The organism is Streptomyces sp. NPDC102451, assembly GCF_044765485.1.
Classification (GTDB): Bacteria; Actinomycetota; Actinomycetes; order Streptomycetales; family Streptomycetaceae; genus Streptomyces.
Map to the genome: position 1 here is coordinate 12,105 of NZ_JBIWKD010000024.1, position 20,999 is coordinate 33,103.

The following is a 20,999-nucleotide window of genomic DNA, read 5'->3' on the forward strand; positions in this document are numbered from 1 at the left end:
GTCAGCTCTCCTTCCGCTGGCGGCGGGCGGTGGGCTGGGTGACACGGTCCAGCATCAGTCCCAGGCAGACGATGGCGGCGCCCGCGACGAGACCGGTGGCCAGGTCGCCCTGGGCGAGGCCGAACACGACCTCGTAACCGAGTGCGCCGGAGCCGACGAGACCGCCGATGATGACGACCGCGAGGACCAGGACGACCCCCTGGTTCACGGCGAGCAGCAGGGCGGGCCTGGCCAGCGGGATCTGGACCTGGCGCAGCTGCTGGCCGCTGGTGGCGCCGAGCGAGCGGGCGCACTCCATCGCAGCGGGGTCGACGCCCCGCAGCCCCTGGGTGGTGATGCGTACGACGGCGGGCAGGGCGTAGACGACGGCTGCCGCGGCGGCGGGGGCGCGGCCGACGCCGAAGAGGGCGACGACCGGGATGAGGTAGACGAACTGCGGCATGGTCTGGAAGACGTCCAGGACCGGTCGCAGCAGCCGTTCGAGGCGTTGGCTGCGCGCGGCGCCGACGGCGATGCCGAAGCCCAGGACCAGGGTGACGGCGACGGCCGCGATGACCTGGCTGAGGGTGTCCATCGACAGGTCCCAGACGCCGAGGACCCCGATGGCGGCCATGGCCAGCACGGCGGTGAGCGCGGTGCGCCAGGTGCCGATGGCCCAGGCGAGGGCGGCGACGATCAGCAGCACGGACCACCAGGGCAGACCCTGCAGCCCGCTGCGGAGCGGGTTGAGGATCCAGTTGGTGAAGTGGGCGGCCCAGTCGGCGGTTCCGCCGATGACGGGGATGCCGGTGTAGAGGTGGTCGACCATCCAGTCCTTGGCCGTGTTGACCGGCTCCGCGATGGCGACGACGCCGTCCTCGGGCCAGACGCGGCCGCCGGTGAAGCGGCCGACGACGGCGACGGCCGCGGCGATCAGGGCGGCGAGCCCCCAGCCGCGTGCGCCGCGCAGGGCCTCGGGACCGGTGGGCTCCGTGCCGATCCTCCGGCCGGCCGCCTCGGTCGTACGGTCCAGGACGACGGCCAGCAGCACGATGGGGATGCCCGCGGCGAGCGCGGCCCCGACGTCCACGGAGGAGAGCGCCTGGTAGACGCGGTCACCGAGACCGCCGGCGCCGATGACGGAGGCGATGACGGCCATGGACAGCGCCATCATGATGGTCTGGTTGAGGCCGAGGAGCAGTTCCTTGCGGGCCAGCGGCAGCCGTGCGCTCAGCAGGCGCTGCCGGCCGGTCGCGCCGAGCGAGGCTACGGCCTCCATGACGCCCGCGTCGGCGCCGCGCAGTCCGAGTGCGGTGAGCCGGGCCATCGGCGGGGCCGCGTAGACGACGGTCGCGAGGACCGCGCCGGGCACGCCGATACCGAAGACCAGCACGACGGGCAGCAGATAGGCGAAGGCGGGCAGCACCTGCATGGTGTCCAGGACGGGGCGCAGGACCCGGAACGTACGGTCCGAGAGACCCGCGGCGAGCCCGAGGAGCAGGCCGAGCACCACGGAGGTGAGGACCGCGACGGTCATCAGGGCGAGGGTCTGCATGGTCGGCACCCACATGCCGAGCAGCCCGCAGACGAGGAAGGAGACCCCGGCGGTGAGCGCGAGGCGCCAGCCGGCCGTACGCCAGGCGACGAGTGCGGCGACGGCGGTGACCCCGGCCCAGCCGAGGGCGAGCAACGCGAGGTAGATGCCGCGCACCGACAGGACGACGGCGTTGCTGATGTGGCCGAAGAAGTAGAGGAACAGCGGGTGGCTGTCGCGGTTGCCGATGATCCAGTCGTTGACCTCGCCGAGCGGGCCGCTCAGGTCGACGGTCAGGGCGCCGGGCCAGAGTCCGCCGCCCCAGCGTGCGTGCGCGAAGGGTACGGCGACGGCGGCGATCACCAGCAGGAGGAGGATCTTGCCGAGGGCGGGCCGGCCGCGCAGGGCGGCGAGGGGACCGCTCCCCGGGGGACCGGAGGCGGTGCGTGTGGTGGCTTGGGCGGTGGCCATCAGACGGTCACCTCACGGGCTCCCGCATCCGCTCCCGCGACGACGTCGAGCAGGCACGCGTGGTCGACGACGCCGAGCAGCCTGCCGCCCTCCATCACCCGGGCGACCGGGTCGCCGGAGCGGGCGACCGCCTCGATGGCCTCGGAGACGGTGGCACCGGGCCGGACGGCCGGGCCGTCGTCGCCCTCGCCGGAGGTCGGCGGACGCATGGCGGTGGCGACGGTGAGGACCTGCTCGCGGGGGACGTCCCGGACGAACTCGCGTACGTAGTCGTCGGCGGGCGAGCCGACGATCTCCTCGGGGGTGCCGAGCTGGACGATGCCGCCGTCGCGCATCAGCGCGATGCGGGTGCCCAGGCGGAGCGCCTCGCTGAGGTCGTGGGTGATGAAGACCATCGTGCGGCCCTCCTCGCGGTGCAGCCGGACGACCTCGTCCTGCATCTCGCGCCGGATCAGCGGGTCGAGCGCGCTGAACGGTTCGTCGAAGAGGAGGACGGACGGGTCGACGGCGAGGGCACGGGCGAGCCCGACGCGCTGCTGCTGACCGCCGGAGAGCTGGGCGGGGCGGCGGTCCTCCAGACCCGCGAGGCCGACCTTCTCGACCAGTTCGGCGGCCTTGGCGCGCCGTTCGGCCTTGCCCAGGCCCTGGATCTCCAGGCCGTAGGCGACGTTGTCGAGGACCGTGCGGTGCGGCAGCAGCCCGAAGTGCTGGAAGACCATCGCGGCGCGGTGGCGGCGCAGTTCGCGCAGCCGGGTGGTGTCCATGGCCAGGACGTCCTCGCCGTCGATGGCGAGGGTGCCGCTGGTGGGCTCGATCAGCCGGGTCAGACAGCGTACGAGGGTCGACTTGCCGGAGCCCGACAGGCCCATGACGACGAAGACTTCGCCCTTCTCGACGTCGAAGGAGACATCGCGGACGGCCGCCGTACAGCCGGTGCGCTCGCGCAGCTCGGCCGGGGGCAGGCCGGCGTGCTCGCTGCCGGGGATGCGGTCGGCCTTGGGGCCGAAGACCTTCCAGAGGTTCTTGACGCTGAACACCGGGGCACCGGCCGCGGGGGCGCCCGCCGTGGGATCACTCGTGACAGGGGTACGGGTCACGGGGGTACTGGCTTCGGTCATCGGACATCGCCTCCGGTGGTCGGGGTCGCTCGGAGCAGCTCTGCGCACTTCTCGCCCACCATCAGCACGCCGATCATGGGGTTCACGGCGGGCATGGTCGGGAAGACCGACGCGTCGGCGATGCGGATCCCTTCCAGTCCCTGGATCCGCAGCTGGGGGTCGACGACGGCCGCCGGGTCGCCCTCGGCGCCGATCCGGCAGGTTCCGGCCGGGTGGTAGACGGTGTGGGCGACCTTGCGGGCGTACTCGCTGATGTCCTCGTCGGACGTGACCTCGGGCCCCGGGCACACCTCGCGCTTGAGCCAGTGGGCCAGCGGCTCGGTCTTCGCTATCTCGCGGGCGAGCTTGATGCCGTCGACCAGGGTGCGGCCGTCGTAGTCGTCCTCGTCGGTGAAGTAGCGGAAGTCCAGGGCCGGCTTGACCTCGGGGTCGGCGCTGGTGAGGTAGAGCCGGCCGCGGCTGCGCGGCTTGGGGATGTTCGGGGTCATCGACACACCGTGCTCGGGCTTCTCGTAGCCGAGGCGCTCCGGGTTGTCGGTGAAGGGGATCTGGTAGAAGTGGAACATCAGGTCGGGGCCCCGGGATCCGGGGTCCCGCCGTACGAAGAGACCCGCGTCGGAGTCCATCGCGGAGTTCTCGGGGATGGGCCCGTCGGTCTCCCAGACGATGACCGACTCGGGGTGGTCCAGCAGGTTCTCGCCGACCCCCGGTGCGTCGTGGACGACGGGGATGCCGAGTGCCTCCAGGTCCTTCGCGGGACCGATCCCGGAGTGCATGAGAAGCCGGGGGGTGTCCACCGCGCCCGCGCAGACGATCACTTCGCGGGTGGCGCGCAGGAGCGTCTCCTCGCCGTCCTGGGTGCGTATGTGCACCCCGGTCGCCCGGTTGCCGTCGAACTCCAGGCGGTACGCCCATGTCTCCAGCAGGATCGAGAGGTTGGGGCGGTCACCGGCCTCGATGTGCGGGTGGAGGTAGGCCACGGAGGCGGAGGAGCGCTTGTTGTTCTCCGGGTGGTAGGCCAGGTCGAAGAAGCCTGCGCCCTCGTGGAAGGGCTTCTTGTTGAAGCTGTCCACGCGCGGGACGTCGGCCGCGGCCTGGGCGGCGTCGACGAAGTCGCGGGCGATGGCGTTCCGGTCCTTCTCGTCGACGGGCACGATGTTGTTGCGCAGCCGGCCGAAGTAGGGGTCCATGGCGGCGGCGTCCCAGCCGTCGGCTCCGGCCTCGGCCCACTCGTCCCAGTCCCCGGGCAGCGGCTTGAAGCTGATCAGCGTGTTGTGCGAGGAGCAGCCGCCGAGGACGCGGGCGCGGCTGTGCCGGATGTGGGAGTTGCCGCGCGGCTGTTCGGTGGTGGGGTAGTCGTAGTCGAGGTCACCGCCGAGGAGACCGAGCCAGCGGCGGAGGGTGAGGACGTCCTCGCGGTCGATGTCGGTGGGGCCGCCCTCGATGACGGTGACGGTGACGTCGGGGTCCTCGGTGAGGCGGGAGGCGATGACCGACCCGGCGGTACCGCCTCCGACGATCACGTAGTCGACGGGTTCGGGGCGTGCGGTGCTGGAGGAGGGGGGCATCGGTCACTGCTCCTTCTGCAAGGTGCTTGCGTGTACGTGGTGCTGCGAACAGCCGGGCGGGGAGGGGGATTCGCTCTGTTCAGCCGGCGAACCAGCGCTGGGGGCGCGGGTTGAGGTTCTGGTAGATGTGCTTGGACTCGCGGTACTCGGCGAGTCCGGTGGGGCCGAGCTCCCGGCCCGTGCCGGACTTGCCGAAGCCGCCCCACTCGGCCTGCGGGAGGTAGGGGTGGTAGTCGTTGATCCAGACGGTGCCGTGCCGCAGCCGGCCGGCGACGCGCCGGGCGCGGCCCGCGTCCGTGGTCCACACGGCGCCCGCGAGGCCGTAGTCCGTGTCGTTGGCCAGCGTGACGGCCTCTTCCTCCGTACGGAAGGTCTCGACGGTGAGGATCGGGCCGAAGGTCTCCTCGCGGACCACCTTCATCTCCCGGTGGCAGCCGTCCAGGACGGTGGGGCGGTAGAAGTAGCCGCTCGCGGGGCGGATGTCCGAGGGCTCGGGGCGTGCTCCGCCGGAGCGGACGACCGCGCCCTCCTCGCGGGCGGACGCCACGTACGCCTCGACCTTGGCGAGTTGCTGCGCGGAGACGAGCGGGCCGCACTCGACGCCGTCGACGGTGCCCCGGCCGAGGCGGATCGCGTCGGCGCGGCGGGCGAGCTCGGTGACGAAGCGGTCGCGGACGGACTCCTCGATGATGAGGCGGGCCCCCGCGGAGCAGACCTGGCCGCTGTGGAAGAACGCGGCGTTGAGTGCCTGATCGACGGTGGTGTCGAAGCCCTCGTCGGTGGCGCACGCGTCGGCGAACACGACGTTGGGGTTCTTGCCGCCGAGCTCCAGGGCGACCTTCTTCACGGTGGGCGCCGCGGCCTGGGCGACCTTGGTGCCACTGGCGAGTCCGCCGGTGAAGGAGACCAGGTCGACGTCCGGGTGCTCGGAGAGCCGTGCGCCGACGGGGTCGCCCGCGCCGGTGACGAGGTTGGCGGCGCCGTCGGGCAGACCGGCCTCGGCGAGCAGCCGGATCAGGTGGACGGTGGAGAGCGGGGTGACCTCGCTGGGCTTGAGCACGAAGGTGTTGCCCGCGGCGAGGGCCGGGGCGATCTTCCAGCTGGCCTGGAGCAGCGGGTAGTTCCACGGGGCGATCAGGGCGCAGACACCGACCGGCTCGTGGACGACGACGCTGTGGACGTCGGGGTCGCCGGCGTCGACGACCCGGCCGCCGCTCTCGTTCATGACGAGGTCGGCGAAGTAGCGGAAGGCGTTGGTGACGTCGTCGACGTCGACGCGGCCCTCCTCCAGGGTCTTGCCGGTGTCGCGGCTCTCGGTGATCGCGATCTCCTCGCGGTCCCGCTGGAGGAGACCGGCGACCCGGCGCAGCAGCTCGGCGCGCTCGGCGACGGGCCGGTGGGGCCAGGGGCCGTCGTCGAAGGCCCGGCGGGCGGCGGCCACGGCCGCGTCGGTGTCCTCGATGCCGCCCTCGGAGACGAGGGCCAGGACGGTGGCGTCCGCGGGGTCGAGGATCTCCCGTGTCGCGCCTGATCCGGCTGCCCGCCAGGTGCCGTCGATGTGGAGGGTCTCCAGGGCGGCCGTGGGGCGGTCCGACGAGGTGGGAACCGACATGTAGCGATCTGCCTTCCGTGCCTGATTGCTCCGCACCGGTCCGGCCGAGCACTTGTGCGCCGGTGGACCGGGATACGGCACCAGCAGCCTGGGACCCTTTCCGTTCCGGCCAGATGTATGCCGAGATATTCACTCTGGGTGATGCGACTCACTTACGGCGTCCCGCGGCCCGAGGTCTGCCGGGGGCGGAGTGACGGAGGGTGTCCGTTCCGGCCGGCCCGCGTCCGGAACGGACACCCGGTGGCTACGCTTCGCGCACGCCAGCACACGGCATGTATGCGGCACCGTCGCCACCGGCACCGGGCGCGGGGTGGAGAAACTCCTGACGGGCCGGGGCCCGGGCGGTGCGCCCGGGCCCCGGCCCGTCCGGTGAGCCCGGGCCGGCACGGCTACACCGGGTCGGACCGCTTCTCCGCCCCGCCCTCGGCCGGGACCGCCTCCGCCAGGTCCGCGGTGGCCGGGGTCAGCAGGCGTGCGAGGAAGGACCGCGTACGGGCATGACCGGGCGCGCCGATCACCCGCTCCGGGGTTCTTCCCTCCTCCACGATGCTCCCGCCGTCCATGAAGACGACGCGGTCCGCGACCTCCTTGGCGAAACTCATCTCATGGGTGACGACGAGCATCGTCATCCCCTCGTCGGCGAGTGAGCGCATCACGGCCAGGACGTCCCCCACCAGTTCCGGGTCGAGCGCGGATGTGGGCTCGTCGAAGAGCATCAGTTCCGGATCCATGGCCAGGGCCCGCGCGATGGCCACCCGCTGCTGCTGCCCGCCGGACAACTGCGCCGGGTAGGCGGATTCCTTGTCGGTCAGGCCCACCCGGGCCAGCCGTTCGCGAGCGATCCGAGCGGCCTCCGCCTTGTCGCGCCGGAGTACACGCCGCTGGGGGAGCGTCAGGTTCTCCAATGCGGTGAGGTGCGGGAACAGGTTGAACGACTGGAAGACCATGCCGATCCGCCGGCGCACCTTGTCGATGTCCACATCCGGGTCGGTGACTTCGGCGCCGGCCACCGTGACCGTCCCCGATGTGGGTTCCTCCAACAGGTTCACGCAGCGCAGCAGCGTTGACTTGCCTGATCCGGACGGGCCGATGACACACACCACCTCGCCCCGCGCAACCGAGAAGTCGATGCCCGCGAGCACCTCCAGCGTGCCGAACGACTTGCGCAGGCCCCGCACCTCGATCGCCGGTCCGCTCGCCGCCGCCGCGCCGTCCGCCGTCGAAACCGCCTTCACCGCGGTCACCTCGCCTTCGCCGTACGCGCTTCGAGCCGCCGGACCAGGTGACCGAGCGGCAGAGTGATGATCAGGTAGCACAGGCCGGCGATGAGGATCGGCGTCAGGCTGCGATTCTGGTTCAGGGCGTCCCGGCCGAATTTGGCCAGCTCGTACTGGGAGAGCGACAGGCCCAGCAGGTACACCAGCGACGAGTCCTTCGTCAGCAGGATCAGTTCATTGGTGAGCGGAGGCAGAACGATGCGAAGGGCCTGCGGGATGATGATGGACACCATGGCCCGGGTCTGCGACATTCCCAGCGAACGTGCCGCCTCCATCTGCCCCTTGGGGACCGCCTGGATTCCCGCCCGTATCGTCTCCGCCATATAGGCGGCGCCGACGAGGCCGAGCGCCAGCATCACGGTCACGTACTGGTTGAGCGCCACCTGGAAGGCGAGCGGTACGCCGAATCCCAGGGCGATGAAGACCAGCAGTGCGGGGACTCCGCGGAAGAACTCGATGTACGCGACGGCCAGCCAGCGGTACGGCGGAACGTGCGACAGCCTCATCAGTGCGAGCAGGAGCCCCGCGACCAGCCCGAAACCGAAGCCGAGCAGGGTGTAGACCACGGTGTTGAGCAGGGCGGTGGTGATGATGTCGGGGAACTGCGCCTTGGCGACACCGACGTCGAAGAAGGCCCGTCGGATCTCACCCCAGTCGGCGGCCAGGGCGACCACGAGCAGTACGGCGGCGAGGACGGCGTATTGAACGCTCCGGATGGCGCGGGTCCGCCGCCTGCGGGATATGGACATCGGTAGCGGTTCCTCACTTCTTGGGGGCGGCGGGGAACCACTTCTTGTAGATCCGGTCATAACTGCCGTCGGATTTGGCGTCGGCGAGCACCGCGTCGATCTCCTCGCGCAGGGCGTCGTTTCCGGTGCGCACCCCGATGCCGTACTTCTCCCCCGTGTCGAACTCGGCGGTGACCTGGGTGTCCGGGTTCTTCCGCACGTATTCGAAGAGCACGCCGTTGTCGCCCACCGCGGCGTCGACCTGTCCGGTCTTCACGGCTGTGAGCAGCAGCGCCAGGTCCTCGAACTGCACGGTCGTCACCCCCTTGGCATTCTTCTGCGCGTACGTCTCCCCCGTGGTGCCCTGCTGGACCCCGAGCTTCTTTCCCTCGAGGCTTGCCAGTGAGGTGAAGGAGGAACCCTTCTTGGCGATCAGGGCCTGTGTGGCGTCGAAGTAGCCGACGGAGAAGTCCAGGTTCTTCGCGCGCACCGGCGTGATCGTCATGCCCGCCGCGGCCAGATCGCACTTGCCGGAGTTGAGGTCCTCGCCGGTCTGGATGCCTTCGAACGGCGTGTCCACGATCTCCTGGGTGACCTTGAGCTTCTTGGCGACCAGATCCACGAGGTCCACGTCGAAGCCGACGACGGCGTTGCCCTTGCGGATCTGGAAGGGTTCATAGGGCAGGTGTGTACAGGTGGTGAGCTTGCCGGACTTCACGAGCTCCAGTTCCGTCCCGCCGGACGCGGAGGGCTTGGTGCTGGTGCAGCCCGTGAGCACGGCGACGGCGGTGAGGGTGGCGGTGAATATGACAGGCAGTGCGGAACGAGCGGACACGACGTCTCCAGAGTTCGGCCGGTCAACGACCCCACTTCGTCAGTGAGTTGCATTGATCTTGCCATCGGTCGGGCCGGATTTCGCCTGTTGGGCCCGGGTTCCCGTGACGTGCCTGACAGCACCAGGGAGGCCCGGCGCGTCCGCACCGGGCCTCTGGTGGCACTTCCTCGCCGTACCGGGGCGGTCAGGCGACGGAGACGGTCCCCGTCCCCTCCCCGGTCGCCCCGGACTCCTCGGTGATCACGCGGTACGGCCGGCCGGAGCCCTCCGCCGTGACCCGCGTGCCGGTGCCGTCCCGTACGACGCGGAACTCCGCCGCCGTGCCTCCCGACAGGTCCGGCACGGTGACCGTGCGCTCGTCCGGGCCCGGGCCGAAGACCCGCAGGGTGAGTCCGTCGAGCCAGTCCCCGTCCGGGCGCTGGTCGTCGGCCCCCCACGGGAGTACGGCCCCGTCCCTGACCAGCAGCGGCAGACTGTCGAAGCCGTGCGTCTCGTGCCGCCAGGCCGGTCCGGTCACGCGCTCGCCGGTGAGCAGCGAGGTCCAGGTGCCCTCGGGGACGTAGTACTCGACCTCGCCGTCCTCCGTGAAGACCGGGGCGACCAGCAGGTCCGGGCCGAGCATGTACTGCCGGTCCAGGGTGCGGGAGGCGGGGTCGCCGGGGAACTCCGCCAGCATCGGCCGCATCATGGGGACGCCCGTGCGGTGCGCCTCGGCGGCCACCCCGTAGAGGTAGGGCATGAGCCGGTGCTTGAGCAGGGTGAACTTCCGCGCGACGTCGACGGCCTCCTCACCGAACTCCCACGGCACCCGGTACGACACGTTGCCGTGGAGCCTGCTGTGCGAGGAGAGCAGGCCGAAGGCGAGCCAGCGCTTGAAGACCGCCGGGTCGGGCGTGCCCTCGAAGCCGCCGATGTCATGGCTCCAGAAGCCGAAGCCGGACAGCGACAGGGAGAGGCCGCCGCGCAGCGACTCCGCCATGGCGGTGAACGACGCGAAGCAGTCGCCGCCCCAGTGCACGGGGAACTGCTGCCCTCCCGCGGTCGCGGACCGGGCGAAGAGCACCGCCTCCCCCGCACCGCGCTCCTTCTCCAGGAGCTCGAAGACCGTGCGGTTGTAGATCTGCGCGTAGTAGTTGTGCATCCGCTCCGGGTCGGAGCCGTCGTGCCAGACGACGTCCGTGGGGATGCGCTCGCCGAAGTCCGTCTTGAAGCAGTCGACACCCTGGTCGAGCAGGGCCCGCAGTTTGTCGTCGTACCAGGCGCGGGCGGCCGGGTTGGTGAAGTCGACCAGTGCCATCCCCGGCTGCCACAGGTCCCACTGCCAGATGTCGCCGTTGGGCCGCTTGACCAGGTAGCCGTGTTCGGCGCCCTCCGCGAACAGGGCGGACTTCTGGGCGATGTAGGGGTTGATCCACATGCTGATGCGCAGTCCGCGCGCCTTGAGGCGGGCCAGCATCCCCTCCGGGTCGGGGAAGACCTCGGGGTCCCAGAGGAAGTCCGACCACTGGTACTCCCGCATCCAGAAGCAGTCGAAGTGGAAGACGCTCAGCGGGATCCCGCGCTCGGCCATGCCGTCGACGAAGGAGGTGACGGTCTCCTCGTCGTACGACGTGCAGAACGACGTGGTCAGCCAGAGGCCGAACGACCAGGCCGGTGGCAGCGCGGGCCTTCCGGTCAGGGCCGTGTAGCGGGACAGGACGTCCTTCGGGGTCGGGCCGGCGACGACGTAGTACTCCAGCGACTGGTCCTCGACGCTGAACTGCACCTGCCCGACGGACTCCGAACCGACCTCGAAGGAGACCTTGCCGGGGTGGTTGACGAAGACGCCGTAGCCACGGGAGGAGAGGTAGAACGGGATGTTCTTGTACGCCAGTTCACTGCTGGTGCCGCCGTCCGCCTGCCAGATGTCGACGCTCTGGCCATTCTTCACGTACGGCGTGAAGCGCTCACCTAGGCCGTAGACGTTCTCGCCTACGTCCAGGGCGAGTTGGGCGATCATGTGGTGGACGCCGTCGGACGTGGTCGCGAAGGCGGTGCCCTTCGGGTCCACCCCGGTGAGGCGTCGCCCGTCGCCGCCGAGGAAGGTGATCCCCCAGGGCCCGTCGCCGTCCATCCGCAACGTCAGCGGCCCGCTGGTGAGTTCGGTGACCGCGCCGTCCCGCCGGGTGCGGGCCGTGGACGCCGTGGAGTCGTCCGCCAGGAGAGCGAAGTCCGGCCCGCGCCGCGCCCGGCCGGCGTGGTGGGTGGTGCGCACGCCGATGACACCCTCGGCCGGGGAGAAGCATTCGACCGTGATCAGCGGGGTGTTGAGCGTGTCGCCGCGCGCCTTGACCCGCTTGACCGCCGCGTACGCGGTGAACCGGTCGGCATCGACCCGCAGATCACGGATCTCGGTCGCGTACGAGGCCTGGACACCCTCACGCATCAGCCAGAAGCCGTCGGTGAACCTCATGCGGACTCCTTGCCGGGGACGACGTCGATGCGGGCGAGGCGCACGGAGCCCTTGAGCCCGACGCGCAGTTCCCGCACTCCGCGCAGACCGAGCAGCGCCTCGAAGGTCCGGTAGTCGTACGGGCCGCCGGCGGAGGAAACCTGGATCTCCAGGCTCTGCCCGTCCACGCCCACGGTGACGGTTCCCTCCCCCGAGGCGAGGAGTCGCAGTCCGTCCACGCCCTCGCCGAAGTCGCACGCCCGGTAGACGAGCTGCCCCTCCGTACCGGGGGAAGCCGGTGCGACGGCGTCGCCGTCCGTCTTCGCGCGGTCGACGATCCCGGTGCCCTGCTGGACGTCGTAGTCGGCGGCCTCCAGACCTCGCGCCGCAACAGGGCGCGGGCCCTCCGCCTCACCGTCGACGACCACCGTCGCGGCGAGCCGGATGTCCGCACTCGACGCGCCGGCGAGGATCTCGTACGCACCCGGCTCGACGGTCCACCGGCCGTGCGCCACGCTCCAGTGGCCCAGTTCCCCGACGGGCACGTCGAATTCGATGTCCACGGACGCGCCCGGTGCGAGGTGCGTCCGGCGGTGGCCGACCAGCTTGCGCAGCGGCAGGTCCGGGGCCCCGGAGGCGGAGACGTAGAGCTGGGCCACCTCTTCGGCGGCCGTCCCGCCGTCGTTGGTGACGGTCAGCGACACCCGCAGCTGCTCGCCGTCCACCCGCGTCCGGAGCGCGGAGTAGGTGAAGTCGGCGTAACCGAGTCCGTGCCCGAAGGGGTAGAGCGGGGTTCCGTCGAAGTAGAGGTACGTCTGCCGGGAGCCGATGATGTCGTAGTCGAACAGGCCGGGCAGGTCGTCGTCGCTCGCGTACCAGGTCTGCGGGAGCCGGCCGGCCGGGGACACGTCACCGGCGATCACCCGGGCGAGCGCGGTGCCCGCGGCCTGGCCTCCGTGCGCCGTCCAGAGCAGGGCGGGCAGGGCCTCCGCCGCGTCGGTGACCGCGTACGGGTAGGCGGAGGTCAGGACGAGGACCGTGCGGGGGTTGGCGGCGTGCGCGGCGCGCCACAGGCGGTCCTGCTGGGCGGGGAGGGCGAGGGTCGTGCGGTCCTCGGTCTCGCGGCCGTTGATGTGGGGGTCGTTGCCCGCGACGACGATCACGGTGTCGGCGGCCGCGGCGGCCCGGGCCACGACGTCGGCGCCGTACTCGACGGTCTCCAGCGCGAAGACCGTGGCACGGTCCCGCGAAATCTTCTCGCCGGCCTCGGCAACCTTCGCGCCGCCGGTGGCGACAGACACGTACCCACCGGTCCCGATGTGCAGAAGGCGGTGCCCGCCGTCGTGTCCCTCCACCGCTTCCAGGCGGAACGTCTCCTGGACGACCCAGCCGCCCGGCTCGTCGGCGGATGCCCTGACGTATCCGTCGTCGGCGACGGAGAGGTACAGCCCTTCGTCGGTGCGCAGGGTCAGGACGTCGTCTCCCCAGTCGACGAGGGACAGTTCGGTCGCCTCCTCGCCGCAGGTCAGCGGGGGCAGGTCGGTGCGGCCGGCGAGGAGGGCCGGGTCGAGGGCTCCCTCCGCACCGCGTGCCTCTCCGTCCACGACGCCGTCGGCCGCGGGGACCTGGAGCCAGCCGTCGGAGGACTTCAGCCGGACGCGGTCCGTCCCCTCCGCGAAGAGGACGTTCTCGGCGCCGTACCGCTCGCGGATTCCGTCGAGCGGCGACGAGCGGTGCATGAGCGTCCCGCTGTACCAGTCGAGCTTGCAGGCGTCGCCGAGAAGTCCGACCACTGCGACGGTCCGGCCCTGCTGCGGTTCGAGGGGCAGCAGTCCGTCGTTCTTGAGCAGGACGACGGCCTGTTCCGCGGCTTCCCGGGCGAGCGCGCGGTGTTCCTCGGTGTCCAGGGCGTCCACCTGGGCGTACGGATCGAGCTCGGGGTCGAACTCGCCGAGTGCGAAGCGCAGGGCGAGCAGCCGGCGGACGGCCGTGTCGATGTCGCTCTCGTCGATGAGGCCCTTGGCCAGCGCGTCGCGGATGCGGCCGGTCATGACCGAGGAGTCGGTGCCGTGGTCGGTGAAGCTGTCGACGCCCGCCTTCAGGGAGGCGGCGGTGGCCTCCTCGTGGGTGTCGAAGTAGTGCTCGGAGTCGACCAGGTTGGAGGGCGCGCCCGCGTCCGAGCAGACGACGAGCGGCTGTCCGGTCCAGCTCCGCAGGTGCTGCTCCAGGAGCGGGGAGACGTGGTTGGGACGGCCGTTGACCAAGTTGTAGGCGGGCATGACACCGGCCACCGCCCCGGCGCGCACCGCGTCGCGGAAGGCCCGCAGGTCGTACTCGTGCAGGACGCGCGGGCGCACCGAGGAGGAGGCGGTGTCGCGGTCGGTCTCGTTGTTGTGCGCGAGCCAGTGCTTGAGCACGGGGGCGGTGCGCCAGTAGCGGGGGTCGTCCCCGCGCAGCCCCCGGGTGTAGGCGACGGCGATGGCGGAGGTGAGCGCCGGGTCCTCGGAGTACCCCTCCTCGCCGCGGCCCCACAGCGGGTGGCGCAGCAGATTCACCGTCGGCGCCCAGACGTTGAGCCCGACGCGGTCGTCCTGGGCGCGCTTGGCGCGCACCTCGTCGCCGACGGCCTCGCCGATCCGGCGGACCAGGTCGTCGTTCCAGGTGGCACCGAGGCCGACGGCCTGCGGAAAGACGGTGGCGGGCCCCATCCAGGCGACCCCGTGCAGGGCTTCCTGTCCGGTACGGAACGGGCCGACGCCCAGCCGCTCCACCGCGGGGGCGAACTGGTGGAGCATCGCGATCCGCTCGTCGAGCGTGAGCCGTCCGAGCAGGTCGTCGGTGCGCCGGGAGAAGGACAGCTGCGGGTCGCGGAAGGGAAGCGGATGGTCCGTCACGTGCGGGTCCCCTTGGAGAGGTGGGAGGTTTTCGGGTCTGCGGGCGCCGAGTGGTCCATCGACGCGAGGAGAAGATCTTTCGAAGCGCTTCGATGCTCTGCGGCCGACCCCGCAGGTGTCAAGGGGACCCACACCCCGAAGAGGTATGTCCGGGTGCACCTGAGCCGCACCATGGCGGGAAACGGTTCGGAAACAGGTCGGAGGAATATCGAAACGAACTCTTGTGTGGCCGGGACCCTTCACTTAACCTCGCTGCAACATCGAAGCGCTTCGACGAGGCAGCCCGTTGACCGCTTCAGCTCAGCCGGTGCAGTGCCACCGGCTCGGCCGGTAACGCCCCCTACCTCAGACACAGGGCCGAGCGGCAGTCGCCGCCGCGGGCCGTCCTGTTGCACCACGAAGGGTTGACCCCATGACGCCGAACTCCTCCTCCACCGCCCCGAGCCGGAGAACGTTCCTGGCCTCGAGCGCTTTCGCCGCGGTCGCCGTGGCCGGCGGTGTACCGCTGCTCGCCGCGTGCGGTGGCAGCGGCTCCGGTTCGGGGACCAAGGAGGGCACGACGACGGGCAAGGCGCTCAAGAAGGTGCTGCCGGCCTACGCGCCGTCGAATCTGGTCCAGCCCGACGTGGCGAGCGTCAACGGCTCCAGCCCCGGCTTCACCAAGCTGCCGGACCCACTGGTCGCCTCGGTGAAGTCCGCGCCGGGCAAGGGGTCCGCCTTCCGGGTCATGACGCCGCTGTGGGGCACCGTCCCGAAGAAGCAGAACCCTTACTACACCGCGGTGAACAAGGCGGTCGGCGCGACCCTCAACTTCGATCCGCAGGACGGCAACACCTACCAGGACAAGATCGGCGCGGTGCTCGCCGGCTCGGAGATCCCCGACGTCATGACCATCCCCGGGTGGAACATGCAGGGGCAGATCCGCAACGCGATCGTCTCCAAGTTCGCCGACCTGGGCCCCTACCTCGCGGGCGACGCCGTCAAGAAGTACCCCAACCTGGCCAACATCCCGACCGGCGCCTGGCAGTACTCCGTCTTCGGCGGCAAACTGCGCGGACTGCCCATGCCCAACCCGGTCATCGGCAACGCGATCTTCTACCGCAAGGACCTGATCGGCTCGGGCGCCCTCCCCGCGAGCGCCGACGACCTGCTCGCCTTCGGCAAGGAGTACACGGCCCCGAAGAGCAAGGTGTGGGCCTACGACGACCTGTGGACCTGCATCCAGAAGATATTCGGCCTGCTGCCCGACGCGCCGCACTACTGGCAGCTGGAGGGCGGCAAACTCGTCCACAAGATCGAGACGCAGGAGTACCGCGAGGCGCTCGCGTTCGCCCGCAAGCTCCACGACGGCGGTTACGTCCACCCGGACGCCGAGGCGAACAAGGACGCCGACTCCAAGATCCGCTTCACCAGCGGCCACATCATGATGTACAACGACGGCACCGGCGGCTGGAAGGGCATGGTCACCGAACAGGCCGCCGCCAACCCGAAGTTCGACATGCAGGCACTGGACTTCTTCGCGTCGGACGGCGGCAGGCCGGTCCTGTGGCAGGACGACCCGGCGGGGATCTTCACCTTCCTCAGCAAGAACCTCTCCAAGGAGAAGATCGAGGAGTTCCTCGGCATCGCGGACTTCGCCGCCGCGCCGTACGGCACCGAGGAGTTCATGCTGACGAACTACGGCGTGAAGGACACCCACTACAAGGTCGAGGGCGGAGTCCCGACCTTCACCCCCCAGGGCATCGAGGAGGCGCAGCCCGCGACGCTCCTCTACGTCGCGTCGCCGCCCCACACCATCGCCTTCCCCGACGAGCCTCAGCTCGTCAAGGACTACGCCGGCTGGATGGCCCGCCAGGCCCCCCACCTCAAGAAGCCCCTCTTCTTCGGCATGCAGGTCGTCGAGCCCCAGCGCTACGCCTCGCTCTACACGCCGTTCGACGACCTGCAGAAGGACATCCGGCGCGGACGCAAGAAGGTCGGCGACGTCGACGCCGCCGTGACGACCTGGAAGAACAGCGGCGGCGACAAGCTCCGCGACTGGTACCAGGACCTGCTCGACAAGAACGGCTCCGGCGTCTGACGCGTACGGCCCATCCGAACGACATGCATGACAAGGCCGCCGGGCACAGGGAGCCCGGCGGCCGGGGCGGAGAGCACGACATGGGGAGTACAGGGTGAAGCCTCGGGCCACGGTGGCGACCGACGCGGGCCGCGCGGAGGAGCGGGGCACCGCCTCCGCGGACGGCGGCGGTGGCGACGGCGGGAACAGAGCGCGCGCGCACGTCCCGCGGAGAACCGGCCGGGCCGTGCGGCCGGGCCGGGACGCGAGGAAGGCACCGGCCCCGCCCGGGGGCATCACACGGCGGCTGCGCCTGCGCCGGGACCGCACGCTGATCCTGATGACACTGCCGGCGATGGTGCTGCTGCTGCTCTTCAACTACATCCCGCTGCTCGGCAACGTCGTGGCCTTCCAGGACTACGACGTGTACGACCTGGGTATCACCGGCAGCCCCTTCGTCGGGTTCGACAACTTCACCCGGATCTTCGAGGACTACCGCTTCTGGGAAGTCCTCGTGAACACGCTGGTCATCTTCCTGACCCAGCTGATCCTCTTCTTCCCGATCCCGATCGCCATCGCCCTCCTGCTCAACACGATCATGAGTGCCCGGGTGCGTGCCTGGGTCCAGGCGATCGTCTACCTGCCGCACTTCTTCTCGTGGGTGCTCGTCGTCACCGTCTTCCAGCAGATGTTCGGCGGGGCCGGCCTGGTCGCGCAGTGGCTGCGCGAGCACGGGCACGAGGGCTTCGACCTGATGACCAACCCGGGCTTCTTCAAGTTCCTGGTGACCTCCCAGGCGATCTGGAAGGACGCGGGCTGGGGCGTCATTGTCTTCCTGGCCGCGCTCGCCGCCGTCAACACGGACCTGTACGAGGCCGCCGCCGTCGACGGGGCCGGACGCTGGCGCCGTATGTGGCACGTCACGATGCCCGCCCTGCGCCCCGTCATCGCCCTGCTGCTGGTCCTTCGGGTCGGCAGCGCGCTGAACCTGGACTTCGAGCAGATCCTGCTCCAGCGCGACCAGGTGGGCGCGGGCGCCTCCGAAATCCTTGACACCTACATCTGGTGGACGGGCATCAAGACCGGCGACTTCGGCTACGCGGCCGCCGCAGGAATCTTCAAGGGCCTGTTCAGCGTCGCGATGGTGCTGGGAGCCAACAAGGTCGCCCACATGATGGGCGAGCAGGGGGTGTACTCCAAGAAATGACGACTCTCCTGGACACGGAAAAGGACGGGCCCCCGTCGGCGGCGCCCGTCACCGAGCGGGTCGAGACACCCCTCCAGCGGGCCCTGCGCATCGAGCCCCGGCCTGTCTGGGAGGAGGAGCCCACGAAGGCGGGGCTCGCCTTCAAGGGCTTCGGACTCACCGCCATCTGCGCAGTGATCCTCGTCCCCATCTGGGTGGTGGTGGTCACCAGCCTCTCCGACACCAAGGCGATCAACGAGGCGGGGGGTCTGGTCGTCTGGCCCAAGTCCATCACCTTCGTCGCCTACAAGGAACTCCTCAGTGGTGGGGCCGTCACACGTGCCGCGCTGGTGAGCATCGGGCTGACCGTCGTCGGCACGGTGTTCAGCATGGTGATTTCGGTGCTGTGCGCCTACGGACTGAGCCGCCGCGACTCCTTCGCGCACCGGCCCCTGCTGATGACGATGATGGCCACCATGTTCTTCGGTGCGGGCCTCATCCCGACCTACCTGCTGGTCACGGGAATCGGCCTGAGCGACAGCTACTGGTCGATGATCCTCCCGAGCGCGATCAGCGTCTTCAACATCCTGGTCCTGCGCGGGTTCTTCATGGACACGGCTCCGGAACTCATCGACGCGGCCCGGATCGACGGGGCCGGGGAATGGCGGATCCTGCTCCAGATCGTCATGCCGCTGTCCCGCGCGGTGATCGCGGTCATCTCGCTGTTCTACGCGGTGGGCTACTGGAGCCAGTGGTTCAACGCGATGCTCTACATCCAGGACAGCGACAAGTACCCGCTCCAGATGATCCTGCGCCAGCTGGTCCTCCAGCACCAGGTGCCGCCCGGCGCCATGGGCGCCGCGGTCAGCAGCGGGGCGATCAACAGCCTGGCGGTGCAGATGGCCGTGATGGTTCTCGCCCTGATCCCGGTGGCGGTGCTGTCGCCCTTCGTCCAGAAGCACTTCCAGAAGGGCATGCTCACCGGCGCCGTCAAGGGCTGAGCTCCGCCGTCCCGGTCCCGCGTCCACCCGTCACTCCCCACCGGAGGGTCTTCGTCATGCGCGCTTCGTCCGTCCCGCAGCCAGAACCCGCACCGCGTCCCCGGCGCCGGACCGTCCTGGCCGGTGCGGCGGTGGTCGCGGCCACCGCGTCCGTGCTGCCGGCGGCGGGCGCGGCCGGGGCCGCCCCGCGGCCCCCGAAGACCCGTCCGCACCGCTGGCGCACCGCCGCCATCGGCGGGACGGGCTTCGTGACGGGCATCCTGTTCCATCCGGCCGTACGCGGTCTCGCCTACGCCCGCACGGACATCGGCGGCGCCTACCGGTGGGACGCGCGTGCCTCCCGGTGGACCGCACTCACCGACCACCTGGGCTGGGACGACTGGAATCTGCTGGGCGTCGAGGCGATGGCCGTCGACCCGGTGCACCCGGACCGGCTCTACCTGGCCCTCGGGACGTACGCGCAGGAATGGGCGTCCCCGGGTGCGGTGCTCAGGTCCGAGGACCGCGGCGCGACCTGGGCGCGCACGGACCTCCCGGTGCGTCTCGGGGCCAACGAGGACGGCCGGGGCTGCGGCGAGCGGCTCCTGGTCGATCCGCGTGACAGCGGGACGCTCTGGCTCGGGACGCGCCACGACGGGCTGCTGCGCTCCACGGACCGTGGTGCCACCTGGGCCGCCGACCCGTCCTTCCCGGCCACGCCGTCGGCCGGCGGCCAGGGTGTCACCCTGCTGGTGGCGGCCGGCCGGACCGTGTACGCGGGCTGGGGAGACGGCGGCACGGCCCTCTACCGTACGAAGGCCTCCGGCGGCTGGGAGCCCGTCCCCGGGCAGCCGTCCGCCGGTGCGGCGTCAAGGGTGCCCGTCCGCGCGGCGTACGACCCGGGTATCCGTGCGCTGTACGTGAGTTACGCGGACGGGCCGGGCCCGAACAACCAGGCCGACGGCTCGGTGCACCGCCTCGACACGGTGACCGGGACCTGGAGAGACGTGACCCCGGTCGCCCCGGGCGACGGCGACGCGTTCGGGTACGGCGGGGTCGCCGTCGACGCCGGGCGCCCGGGCACCGTCGTCGTCTCCACGAACAACCGCTGGGGGCCGGTGGACACCCTGTTCCGGTCCACGGACGGCGGTGCGAGCTGGGCCTCGCTCAAGGACACGGCGGTGCTGGACGTGTCGGAGACCCCGTATCTGACGTGGGGCGGGGAGCCCAAGTTCGGCTGGTGGATCCAGGCCGTGGCCGTGGACCCGTACGACTCGCGGCACATCGTGTACGGCACCGGGGCGACGGTCTTCGGGACGCGCGACCTGGTGCACTGGGCCCCGGAGATCCGAGGCCTGGAGGAGTCGGCGGTGAGACAGCTGATCGCACCTCCCTCGGGCGCCCAACTGCTCAGCGGGCTGGGGGACATCGGCGTCATGTACCACGACTCCCTGACCGCGTCCCCGTCGCGCGGCATGGCGTCGAACCCCGTGTTCGGCACGGCGACCGGCCTCGCGCTGGCCACCCTGAAGCCGTCGTACGTCGTGCGGACGGGCTGGCCCTCGGGCTCCGGCTCGGCCGGCGCGTACTCCCACGACGGCGGGGCGAGCTGGCGGCCCTTCGCCTCGCAGCCCGCGATCGCCCCCTCGGCGCCCGGCCCGGTCGCGGTGTCCGCCAACGGGGCGACGCTGCTGTGGTCGTTCGTCCACTGGGACGGCACGAAGTACGCGGCCCACCGCTCCACGGACGGCGGAGCCACCTGGGCCGAGGTCGCCACGTTCCCCGAGGGCGGCACGCCGGTCTCCGACCCGCTCGATCCGAAGCGCTTCTACGTGTACGACACGGACACGGGCACGGTCCTCCGCTCCACGGACCGGGGCGCGACGTTCACCGCGGGCGCGAAGGGGCTCCCCTCCGGGGACGTCCAGTTCCGCATCGCGGCGGCGCCGGGGCGCTCCGGTGACCTGTGGCTGTCCGCCAAGGACAACGGGCTGCTGCGCTCGACGGACGGCGGCCGCACGTTCGCCCCGGTGGCCGGCTGCCAGGCCTCGCACGCCCTCGGTTTCGGGAAGGCCGCACCGTCCAGGAAGGGGGCGGGCTACCCGGCGGTATTCCAGACCGGGCGGGTCTCCGCGACGTACGACGGCGTAGCCGTGCTCCGCTCCGACGACGCGGGCGCGACCTGGCTCCGTGTGAACGACGACGCCCACCGCTGGGGGTGGACCGGCGAGGTCATCACCGGCGACCCCCGAGTCCACGGCCGTGTCTATCTGGGCACCAACGGCCGAGGCATCCAGTACGCAGACCCCCAGTAGAGGAACGAGACG

Annotated in this window: 13 protein-coding genes; 4 read left to right on the forward strand and 9 right to left on the reverse strand. The window is 70.8% G+C overall.

What is annotated here, in order from left to right; genetic code table 11:
- Position 1: 1 nt before the first annotated feature.
- The 9 genes from ACIRD8_RS34015 to ACIRD8_RS34055 all read right to left on the reverse strand — a co-directional run bounded on the left by ACIRD8_RS34015 (position 2) and on the right by ACIRD8_RS34055 (position 14,447).
- Complete coding sequence (locus tag ACIRD8_RS34015) at positions 2–1,984, reverse strand: ABC transporter permease (RefSeq protein ID WP_404000404.1); 1,983 nt, start codon at positions 1,982–1,984, stop codon at positions 2–4.
- Positions 1,984–3,102: a glycine betaine/L-proline ABC transporter ATP-binding protein gene (locus ACIRD8_RS34020; RefSeq protein ID WP_404000407.1), complete on the reverse strand. Its 1,119-nt coding sequence runs from the start codon at positions 3,100–3,102 to the stop codon at positions 1,984–1,986. The genes ACIRD8_RS34015 and ACIRD8_RS34020 overlap by 1 nt, the downstream gene beginning before the upstream one ends.
- The gene (locus ACIRD8_RS34025; RefSeq protein WP_404000409.1) at positions 3,099–4,670 is read right to left on the reverse strand and encodes a GMC family oxidoreductase; all 1,572 of its coding nucleotides are present in this window, start codon (positions 4,668–4,670) and stop codon (positions 3,099–3,101) included. The genes ACIRD8_RS34020 and ACIRD8_RS34025 overlap by 4 nt, the downstream gene beginning before the upstream one ends.
- Before the next feature lie 79 nt (positions 4,671–4,749).
- Complete coding sequence (locus ACIRD8_RS34030; protein ID WP_404000412.1) at positions 4,750–6,282, reverse strand: aldehyde dehydrogenase family protein; 1,533 nt, start codon at positions 6,280–6,282, stop codon at positions 4,750–4,752.
- Positions 6,283–6,671: 389 nt separating this feature from the next.
- Positions 6,672–7,517: an amino acid ABC transporter ATP-binding protein gene (locus ACIRD8_RS34035; protein ID WP_404000415.1), complete on the reverse strand. Its 846-nt coding sequence runs from the start codon at positions 7,515–7,517 to the stop codon at positions 6,672–6,674.
- A gap of 5 nt (positions 7,518–7,522) precedes the next feature.
- Positions 7,523–8,308 carry an amino acid ABC transporter permease gene (locus ACIRD8_RS34040; RefSeq protein WP_404000418.1) on the reverse strand — a complete coding sequence of 262 codons (786 nt, stop codon included), beginning with the start codon at positions 8,306–8,308 and terminating at the stop codon, positions 7,523–7,525.
- A 13-nt stretch (positions 8,309–8,321) separates the two neighbouring features.
- Positions 8,322–9,122, reverse strand: coding sequence for an ABC transporter substrate-binding protein (locus tag ACIRD8_RS34045; protein WP_404000421.1), 801 nt, complete (start codon positions 9,120–9,122; stop codon positions 8,322–8,324).
- Positions 9,123–9,306: 184 nt separating this feature from the next.
- Complete coding sequence (gene yicI / locus ACIRD8_RS34050) at positions 9,307–11,574, reverse strand: alpha-xylosidase (protein WP_404000424.1); 2,268 nt, start codon at positions 11,572–11,574, stop codon at positions 9,307–9,309.
- Entirely contained in the window at positions 11,571–14,447 is a 2,877-nt protein-coding gene (locus tag ACIRD8_RS34055) for a glycoside hydrolase family 3 C-terminal domain-containing protein (RefSeq protein WP_404000427.1), read from the reverse strand. The genes yicI and ACIRD8_RS34055 overlap by 4 nt, the downstream gene beginning before the upstream one ends.
- Positions 14,448–14,859: 412 nt before the next feature.
- Between ACIRD8_RS34055 and ACIRD8_RS34060 the strand changes: the two genes are divergently transcribed.
- The 4 genes from ACIRD8_RS34060 (at position 14,860) to ACIRD8_RS34075 (ending at position 20,987) form a co-directional block, all read left to right on the forward strand.
- Positions 14,860–16,527 (forward strand): extracellular solute-binding protein, encoded by a 1,668-nt coding sequence (locus tag ACIRD8_RS34060; protein ID WP_404000430.1) that lies wholly within the window; start codon positions 14,860–14,862, stop codon positions 16,525–16,527.
- 226 nt (positions 16,528–16,753) lie between these two features.
- Complete coding sequence (locus tag ACIRD8_RS34065; RefSeq protein ID WP_404000602.1) at positions 16,754–17,713, forward strand: ABC transporter permease; 960 nt, start codon at positions 16,754–16,756, stop codon at positions 17,711–17,713.
- On the forward strand, positions 17,710–18,693 hold the full coding sequence (locus ACIRD8_RS34070) for a carbohydrate ABC transporter permease (protein ID WP_404000433.1): 984 nt from the start codon (positions 17,710–17,712) through the stop codon (positions 18,691–18,693). The genes ACIRD8_RS34065 and ACIRD8_RS34070 overlap by 4 nt, the downstream gene beginning before the upstream one ends.
- Before the next feature lie 56 nt (positions 18,694–18,749).
- Positions 18,750–20,987, forward strand: a complete 2,238-nt coding sequence (locus ACIRD8_RS34075; RefSeq protein ID WP_404000436.1) for a 1,4-beta-glucanase — start codon at positions 18,750–18,752, stop codon at positions 20,985–20,987.
- Positions 20,988–20,999 lie beyond the last annotated feature (12 nt).